Source organism: Chamaesiphon sp. OTE_20_metabat_361 (assembly GCF_031364565.1).
Map to the genome: position 1 here is coordinate 1 of NZ_JANLWO010000449.1, position 9156 is coordinate 9156.

Annotated in this window: 9 protein-coding genes; 2 read left to right on the top strand and 7 right to left on the bottom strand. The window is 46.4% G+C overall.

What is annotated here, in order from left to right:
- The first annotated feature begins 62 nt into the window (after window positions 1-62).
- Complete coding sequence (locus RMO35_RS13230) at window positions 63-1079, top strand: hypothetical protein (RefSeq protein ID WP_309741763.1); 1017 nt, start codon at window positions 63-65, stop codon at window positions 1077-1079.
- A gap of 303 nt (window positions 1080-1382) precedes the next feature.
- Here the strand turns inward: RMO35_RS13230 and RMO35_RS13235 are convergent, their stop codons facing one another.
- The 6 genes from RMO35_RS13235 to ruvA all read right to left on the bottom strand — a co-directional run bounded on the left by RMO35_RS13235 (window position 1383) and on the right by ruvA (window position 6645).
- Entirely contained in the window at window positions 1383-2051 is a 669-nt protein-coding gene (locus tag RMO35_RS13235) for a hypothetical protein (RefSeq protein ID WP_309741765.1), read from the bottom strand.
- 78 nt (window positions 2052-2129) lie between these two features.
- Window positions 2130-3236 (bottom strand): glutamate 5-kinase, encoded by a 1107-nt coding sequence (gene proB / locus RMO35_RS13240; protein ID WP_309741766.1) that lies wholly within the window; start codon window positions 3234-3236, stop codon window positions 2130-2132.
- A gap of 288 nt (window positions 3237-3524) precedes the next feature.
- Window positions 3525-4046, bottom strand: a complete 522-nt coding sequence (locus RMO35_RS13245) for a YqeG family HAD IIIA-type phosphatase (RefSeq protein WP_309741767.1) — start codon at window positions 4044-4046, stop codon at window positions 3525-3527.
- Window positions 4047-4234: 188 nt separating this feature from the next.
- Window positions 4235-5299, bottom strand: coding sequence for an endolytic transglycosylase MltG (gene mltG, locus RMO35_RS13250; protein ID WP_309741768.1), 1065 nt, complete (start codon window positions 5297-5299; stop codon window positions 4235-4237).
- Between the two features lie 16 nt (window positions 5300-5315).
- The gene (locus RMO35_RS13255) at window positions 5316-5879 is read right to left on the bottom strand and encodes a DUF3727 domain-containing protein (protein WP_309741769.1); all 564 of its coding nucleotides are present in this window, start codon (window positions 5877-5879) and stop codon (window positions 5316-5318) included.
- Between the two features lie 142 nt (window positions 5880-6021).
- Window positions 6022-6645: a Holliday junction branch migration protein RuvA gene (ruvA, locus tag RMO35_RS13260; protein ID WP_309741771.1), complete on the bottom strand. Its 624-nt coding sequence runs from the start codon at window positions 6643-6645 to the stop codon at window positions 6022-6024.
- 293 nt (window positions 6646-6938) lie between these two features.
- Between ruvA and RMO35_RS13265 the strand changes: the two genes are divergently transcribed.
- Complete coding sequence (locus tag RMO35_RS13265; RefSeq protein ID WP_309741772.1) at window positions 6939-8009, top strand: hypothetical protein; 1071 nt, start codon at window positions 6939-6941, stop codon at window positions 8007-8009.
- Between the two features lie 207 nt (window positions 8010-8216).
- Here the strand turns inward: RMO35_RS13265 and RMO35_RS13270 are convergent.
- On the bottom strand, window positions 8217-9156 hold a 940-nt coding region (locus tag RMO35_RS13270; RefSeq protein ID WP_309741773.1), incomplete at its 5' end, for an ABC transporter substrate-binding protein.

The window sequence follows — 9156 nt, forward strand, 5'->3', positions numbered from 1 at the left end:
GGGGGGGTAATTCCATCGAGACCGAAACTACCTACCCGCCCGTTGGAGAGAATACAAGACTTATGGAACCGAAAGAATTGGCATTGTGGCTGGATCGCGATCGACAGCATCAGTTGCTCGATCGCCTTGTGGAGCGGCTAGGATTGACTCGGGCGCGGGCGGAGTGTTTTTTGAGATTGTGGATCTATCTATTGGTAAAGGAGCAGCGGGAGGGCAATCCGCAAGTTAAACCACCGTTACTCGCACTGACTTTGCTCGATCGACCTGTGAGTTGCAGTCATCGCGAAGCTGCGGAATTGTTTTATAGCGATCGCGATCGGGGGAGCGATCGCTCGGCGGGGATGATGTTGGATAAACTAGCTGCATTGGGCTTGATTCGCAAGCAATTTGATGGCAATATCAGCCGGATTGAAATCGTCGCTAGTGTGGCAGATTTAGAGCCAGAGATTGCCAAAGAAGTAACGATCGAGATCGAGCAATTCGATCCGCGTTGCGATGCCATTCCGATCGCCAATTTACTCGCAGTTAATTACAATTGGATGAATCACAATACCGAAGCGACACCGCATCGAATTGTGAATATTCTCCGCCAATGGGCGCGTCAATACGATCGCGGAATGCGCGTATTACGTCGGCAGGACAATCTCAATCCGATCGGTTTTTATATCATGTATCCAACTGTTGCGGCTTCGGTACCAAATTTTTTTGTCGCCCCCAGTAAGAGCCTACATTTAAGTGCGATCGGCGATACCGATCCATTTGTCATGGCGCAAGCTGGCGATGTTGATTGCGTCTCAGTGTATATTCGCAGTTGGGCGATCGATCGCGAATATCTCGATCGGTATCGCGTCCTGTTTTTAGAAGATACGCAACAAACTTTAACTAAAATGCAGGCAGATTTTCCAAATTTGTGCGATCTGTATACAATGATTATTCACCCCAGCTATGAATATCAGGCTTCGGCTTTGGGCTTTCAACACATGAGTCGCGATCGGCAGATGTCTGTATACTGGATGTATTTACCACTCGATCGGTTTCTAGCTTTGAATATCACCGATTGTTTTCCAGCCAAAGTTTAAATTTTTAAACAGCAATTTTAATATTTTAAAATCAACTCACATAATTGCTTGTCTTTGGGCCTATAGTATAGTTTTCTGAACTATGATTAGAATGATTTTTTGATGTACTATGATTAGTTACTCATGCAAATCATAGCTTATCATTTAACCTAAAAAAATCATAATTTAAACATATTTTGACTATTGATAGATTGGTTTTCTTAATTGTGATTAGAATGATTTTTAATGGACTATGATTAGCTCCTTATATTAATTATAGTCCATCATTTAATCACTCTAAATCATAGTTCAGAAATATTCCGATTATTGATAAATAATTTCCAGTGCGCTCACGCGCATATTCAATTTTTGCCAGCGCGGATCGTTGTCAGCTAATAGCCTGTCGCCAGCAACAGCGCTGTACTCTTCGGGAAATTGCTCGCTCGCTTTGTCATCAGCATTTACTTTGATACCCATACCGAGAAAAGGATTGGTTTTCAGTGCGGGAAAACTGACAGAATTACCGTAGTCCCAACCCAAACCACTCACTTGAAATTTACCCGCAATCTTGCGTAATTGCGGGAAAGTCATCCCAACCCGAATACCACTTTTGGTTTGCCAATCGGGGTCGCGAACGATGGTCATAAATACTCGATCGCGTTTACTATTTTTCCAGATGACTTGCAACTCTCTATTGTTACCAAACTTAATTGTAGTAGTTGGTATTGGTAGCTCTAGCTCTCCTTCTACACCATAGAATTTACTCTCGCTCAACCTTTTTGCGCCGAATAATTTCATTAAGTCTGAGTGAGTAGTAGTCTTGACGATCGCGCCGACTCTTTTACCAGGAACGATGCGGCGATCTGCGATGCCTAAAATCGGTTGTTGTGGCTGCGATCTTACTGTATCTTTGACACCCGCGATCGCTACATGAGGATGGACAATTATGCATGTCAGGGCAAGGGTAAAGCAGAGTGACAATAAAAGTTTCATAGCTAGTACGATCGCAATTTAAGCTAATGGGCGTAAAAAAGTCGATCGATGTTCCTCCTCTACCCTCTACCCTCTACCCTAGCTCAATACCAAATTATCCCGATGGACGACGGTTTCTTCGCCTAAGTAGCCGAGTAGCTCGATGATATCAGTCGATTGATGTCCCTGAATCCGATCGAGTTCGATCCGACTATAGTTGACAATTCCCCGCCCGATTTCTTTGCCCGTAGCATCGCACAATTGCACTGCATCGGTGGCTTCAAACTCCCCTTCAATTTTGCTAATCCCTGCTGGTAACAATGATTTGCCACTGGCGACGATCGCTCGTACCGCGCCATCATCGAGATAAATTTTACCCACAGCGATCAAGCCGTGGGCGATCCAGCGTTTTCTGGCGCTATCGGCGCGGAGTTGCGGGGTAAATTGCGTCCCTAAAGGTTCGCCGTGCAAGATCCGCTCGATGTACTGTGGAAATTGCCCATGCGTAATTGCTGTTTTGACACCTGCCCCAGTTGCAATCTCAGCGGCGGCTATTTTGGTCGCCATGCCCCCCGTACCCCATTCCGAACCCTTTGTACCGATTTGGACTTGGAGAGCCGTCAAATCCTCTAATCGATCGATCTGGACGATCGGCTGGGCATCGGGAAATTTACGGGGGTCGGCGGAGTATAATCTGTCCACGTCGGTCAGTAAAAATAACCAGTCGGCATCGATCAGGCTGGCGACGCGGGCGGAGAGGGTATCGTTATCGCCAAATTTTAGTTCGTCTACGGCGACGGTATCATTTTCATTGACGATCGGCATCACGCCTAAGCGAAATAGCTCTTGGAAAGTATTGTAGGCATTGATATAACTGCTACGGCGATCGAGATCGCCCCGCGTAAGTAAGATTTGGGCGACAGGCTGCTGATGCTCGCGAAATAAGTCGTCATACACCCGCATGATAATCCCTTGTCCGACGGCGGCGGCGGCTTGCTTGAGGGCGATCGTTTTCGGGCGTTCGGTCATCCCTAACCGCGCTGCCCCAACTCCAACCGCACCGGAAGATACCAAAACAATTTGATAACCCTGGGCACGCAAGTCCACAATTGCCTCAATCAAGGCGGCGATCGTTGCTAATGCCAATCTGCCATCGCTACGGGTCAGACTTGATGTACCAACTTTTATAACTAGGGTCTGAGACATAGCGGGGATCGGAGTATACATGTTAGGGATCGAGGCTTTCGGCGATGGACTGAGAAAATCTATTAATGAGTAAAAATACCTATCTAAAAAGTTTCAGAGCGCTACCTGCCTATTTGTGGCAGCTAACGCTCTGAAATGTTTTAAGTTTTATATTATGTTTAGAGTCTTTATTTTGGCTGACTCCATTTCCAATAAAACTATGATGCCAGATCTTTTCGAGCATCTTGAATTTCTTAATTATTTATTTATATTTCGACATAATGAGGATTTGTAAGGGAGTATAAAGATTTATTCTTTTGTGGCAAAAGAGACACCTAATCGTCTAGCGATCGCAAACTCGACGTTCCGAATCAGGTTAAAACCGACAGACGAATCAGCACCGATAATCGGCTCGATCAAGATCGTAAACATGCCCATCCGGTTTCCCGCGAGGACATCGGTAAAGACGCGATCGCCAACCATCGCCACATGAGCGGGTTCCATCTTCATCGCCGCGATCGCTTGACGGAGTTTTCGCCGGGAGGGTTTGCCAGCACTCAAGAAGTAAGGTAGCAATAAGCTATCGGCGATCGCGCCGATTCTTACTTGGTTGGGGTTATTAGTTACCAGCCACACTGGTACTACTTCCTTTATCTGTTGAATCCACAGGATCGTTTCAGGGAGAGCGATGCCAATCCCGATCGGGACGATCGTATCATCGACATCTAGTACTAAGCCTTTGATTTTATACTGAGCGAGTAGCGCTGGTGTCAAGTTCAAAACCGAGCTGCCTAATACTAAGTCTGGTTGGAGGAGGGGGAATAATGCCATGTGATTGGGTAAAGGGTAAGGGGTAAAGGGTAAAGGGTAAGGGGTAAAGGGTAAAGGGTAAAGGGTAAAGTTTGTCTGGAGTGATTATCTGGATCCGTCTTTATTCAGTTAAAGATTGGTATAAAAATACTTCGCAGACACAATCGCCTCCGAAGTATGCTCCGATGATGTCGAGCGGTAATAATTACTTACTTTTGCCCCGATTGACGCTGCTGACGGATTGCGTTAGTTGCGGCGACGTGTTCTGACAGAGTTTTGCTGAAGACGTGCGTACCGTCATATTTAGCTACGAAAAACAATAAATCTGTACTGTCTGGATTGAGTACGGCTTTGAGACTGCCAATCCCCGGACTCGCGATCGGGCCGGGTGGGATGCCCGGATTCATGTAAGTATTATAGGGATTGGGTCGTTTGACTTCGGCGAAAGTGAGGGGTCGATCGGCTGTTTGCTTGATTCCCAGACCGTACTCGACGGTAGGATCGGATTCGAGGCGCATATTTTTCGCCAATCTCGTCGTAAATACGCCAGCAATTCTCGGGCGTTCGATCGCGACTACGGCTTCTTTTTCGACGATGCTAGATAAGCTCACCCACTCCAATAGGCTGAGTTTGGTGGTTCCAGCCGCTTTTTGGTATTCTGGGAGTGCGATTTGCTCGAACTGTCTGAGCATTTGGGTGACAACACCTTTGGGCGTAATCATCTCGGTGGAAACTTTGTAAGTCTCAGGAAACAGAAATCCTTCGAGATGCGGCAATCCATCGGGTAGCCAGGGAAACTTATCTTTCGGGATTTCTTTAGTTGCAGCCACAAAGTCGGCGGCTTTGAATAAATTTTGCTTTTCAAAGTATTCGCCCATCTGCTTGATGTTCCACCCCTCACGGATCGTGAATCCCGACAGGACGACTTTGCCTTCCATAACTTGGGCGGCGACTGCTGAAAGCGGTTGATTGGGCGAGATTTCATAGCTGCCTTTTTGGGGCGAACCTTTGCCCTGCCTAGCTTGCCAGGATGTCCAGAGTTTCCAAGCTAGTTGGGACTCGATCGCTCCTTTAGCTTCGAGTTCTTGACCGATCTCTTGGACTGTCATCCCTGACTCGATCTGAATCGAGATACTCTTGGCATTGGGGTCGGTTGTCGGTGGTGCCGTGACGTTATGCCACCACAGCATCCCGCCGCCACCAGCTAGCAGAGTCAGGAGTGCGAGCGGTGTTGCGATCGACAACCACCTCGGAGTATTTTTAGCTTGTTTCAAGGGTAATCCTCCAGAGCTAGATTTCATCCAATAACATATCCTCAAGCATGGGTTGGAGTTGTTCGGCTTCTTCCTCGGAGAGGAGCGAAATTAGACCATTGGCATCAGCTTTACCAAAAAACAGCAGCGGATCTACAGGGGTGCAAATGGCATACTCTTGTTCTTCGTTATAAAACCTTGCCAAAATTTGAAACTCTTCTGGCTCTAATTGGTCGTCATCCTCATCTAGTTCGATCGTCACTACTTCAGTCGGATCGAGCGGCGGTAATTCACCAACTGCGCTGAGGGTAAATGCCGTCCGTTTGAGCGCGAGATTTTGCTCGGAAAGTACGGCATGAGCATCTGCAAAAATTCGCTCGATTTCGGCTTCTTCTTCTACAGAAACTAGTTCGGTAACATCGTCATCTTCATCCCAAGCAAAAATTTCAATTGGTGCATTTTCTGGCAATAATAGCAAATAAGTCTTGCCATCGAGTTCGAGTTCGCGTTCGATATAACAAGGGAGTTGACGCCCAAATTCATCGGTGAGTGTGACTAACTCAGCATCATCAAAATCTTCGGTCTGGGGTGATGAGGACATGTAATATAATCTTAAATTATAATATTGAGGACTGTGTTGTAATTTGAGTTGTAATGCTGGGATGCTCTTGACATCACGATAAAATGATGAAAGCCACACATTAGAATACCATACCAGCGGCGATTATCCATAACCGATCGACTTATTGGAGGCTAGAAATCGCTAGGCGCAGCCAATCTTCAATGTTGGGACTTTTGACCATCAAACTATCTTGACTAATGGCTTGTAATGCCTGATGAATTTCATCATTTGTATAGCCTAAAGCTAACAATGTCATTTCAACTTCAGCCTGCATAGTTGAATTGAGACTAGTCAGGGGTAATGATTCGCTCAATCCAGAGGCGACTCGCCATTGTCCTAGTTTACTACGAAGTTCGAGTGCTAAACGTTCGGCAGTCTTTTTACCCACTCCTGGCGCTGTCGAGAGGCGTTGGATATTGCTAGTGACGATCGCCGACACCGTATCGGCGAGTCCTAGTTTGTCCAATAACGCGATCGCCAGACTAGCACCAACCCCACTGACACTAATTAGCTGGCGAAATAAATCCCGTTCGGCTGTCGAACTAAAGCCGTAGAGAGAGATCGCATCTTCGCGCACCTGCTGATGTGTAAATACCTGAATTTCGGTACCGATTGCCACTTCAAGTGCCATTCGCTGCGGTACCTGTAATTCATACCCCACTTGGTTGACTTCCAGTACTAAAATAGACCGAGTATTAGTCGGAGTCTGGATCTGAATGGCGATGCCTTTGAGATAACTAATCATCTATCTAAAAAAAGAAATTCCCGAACTAGTTGTAAACGGATGGCGATCGTCGATAAGCAACTAAAAAACCAGTCAGAGTTACATCTTATTTTATCGTCCCTCGTCCCGATCGGGCGAATGGGTATTTACTAGTCGGCTGGACTTCGTTTCAAAATCCAAATCCCCCTGCTTGTCTTGACGCACACAACCTGGAGGAAACCTCCAGGCGGAAGTTATTGCGTAGGGTGGGCACTGCCCACCAACTAGGTTTCAGGTATAGTCTACTTTATAAATAATTGCACCTACCTACTTATATGAAAAATTATCAAACCTTAATTAATCTCCAAACATATCAGAACGCGATCGCGTATCTCGCTCGACTTAAAGCTGGTAATAGAGCTGGTGAATACTTGCATCATCGCTTAAAAAACATCGATCTCAATCGCGTCACTATTCCCGAGTTTATCGAACTATTGATGCGAACAAAACGTCCCCAAATTTTTGCCGAATCAGAGATTTATGGTAATGGAATTGATTGGAATCAAGATGAACTTGCCATCTTAGGCGATCTGAGTATCGTGACACCCGTCACTGTCTATGATAATGGCAGACATCGCCAGCCCAACATCCATGAAATTCCATTTCCTGCGACGCTGATTTTTACTCCAGGCGCACTGCTGCGAAACGGTAATCGGATAACGCCTGTAGATTGGGAGGAAGTTACTGCCGATGGCGCGATCGATTCTGAGGGATATTACCGACTCTACGAGCGGCGATTTTTGCCCGTATTTACTTATGTCAACGCTCTCGCTCAGCAAGAGGATAAGATGGCACTGTTCACAATTCCAGGTATGGGTTGCGGACAATTTGCTGGTGTATTTAGGGGTCAATTAGGTACAGAACTTAGAAATATGCTGGTAAGATTCTTGCAAACTCACGGTCGAGATTTTACAAACATCAAAGCTGTCTATTACGATCCATATAGCGAATGCGAAAATGAGCGGATCGAGATCGGTGGGATTAGTTTATTAATTCGACCTTTGCTAAGAGGAAATGCGAACAAACCCCAGTTATGCACACCTCAACAATATGCAGAAACTGGTGATAATTTTACCAATTTAAAATTATTTAGTATGGTTGCGTGGGACCATGTTTCTTGGCCTGGTAATGATTTTTATGGTGGCGCTCGATCGACAGATGATGGTGTGAAGGCTGCGGCAACTAATGTGATGCAAGTAATGACCGGGATTGAAGGTATATATAATCCGCAGCTCGATCGATACTGTCAGCCAGTAGAATATGAAAACTGGCGAGATGTTATTTCAAAAAATCGAATTCAGTTAGAAATCGCGAATAATCTCATTGTTTTACCGCAGGCAAATTGACGATCGAATATCGCCAAAGAGGATCTCGCAGTACTCAATCTGTGGGGGCATTCGGAGTCTTTTTTATTACTCGTGAAATTACGGCGAATATCGATTAGGTTTTGGGCTTTAGGCTGTTAGGACGATCGAGAGTAGAGGCAATTCATGAATTGCCCCTACCCTCTACCCTCTCAATACTAGTAACTTTGTTCGATCCAAGCTGCGAGTTTATCCTTGCTTGCCGGGGACTGCTGGCGTGGATGTGGCGGCGGGTTTACCTTCGACTTTGGGCTTTTGGGCGGGTTTGTCGCTAGGTTTATTCTCAGCTTTAGGTGCTGCGCCAGCTCCAGCAGCGGTTTGGATATTTACTATGTCGATCGTTTTGAGCGTACCATCGGGTTGGACTTGCCAGATATCATAAGTACCGACGACATCGCCTTGAACGTCGAGATCGACATTACCGCTGGCACCTTGGTAGTTGATTTTTGTGCCAGCTTTGAGCAGAGTGATGGCTTCACAAAGATCGGACACTTCTTTGCCAGTACCGCCAGCTACTTCGCGAATTTTACTAGCGATGCCTTCACCAGTATTGGTTTTGGCTGATTGAGCCGCGAGCATAATTAGGGCAGCGGCATCCCAAGAGTGTTGGAGGTACGCAGTGAGGGGTTTTCCGGTCGCCGTCCACTTTTTATTAAAGTCCTCTAATGCCTTGCCATGTGCCCCAGGAACCGTACCGATCGCCCCTGCGAGGATAAATTTGTTATCTTTATCTTTACCGACCTGATCGGGGAATTTGGGCGAGTAGGCACCATCGGGGAGCATAATCGTCACCCCTTTGCTCAACCCCTGTTCGTAGGCATCTTTGAGTAGGATCGACCCAGTATCGGGGTATACCAGTGCGGCGATGGCTTGGGGTTTGCCAGTAAAGGCGGCTTTGACTTCCGATGAGAAGGTGGTACCTTTAGCATCGTAACGGGTCGGATTAGCTTCATTAGTGACGGTACCGCCGAGTTTTTTGAAGGCGGTGACAAATTCTTTCTCAAAGCCGACACCATAGTCGTTATTAATCGCGATCGTGGCGACTGTTTTAAATCCTCTCTTGATGGCTAGCTGTGCCATTGCTTGAGCTTGATAGGTATCTGGTGGAGCCGTCCGCGCCCAGTAACCG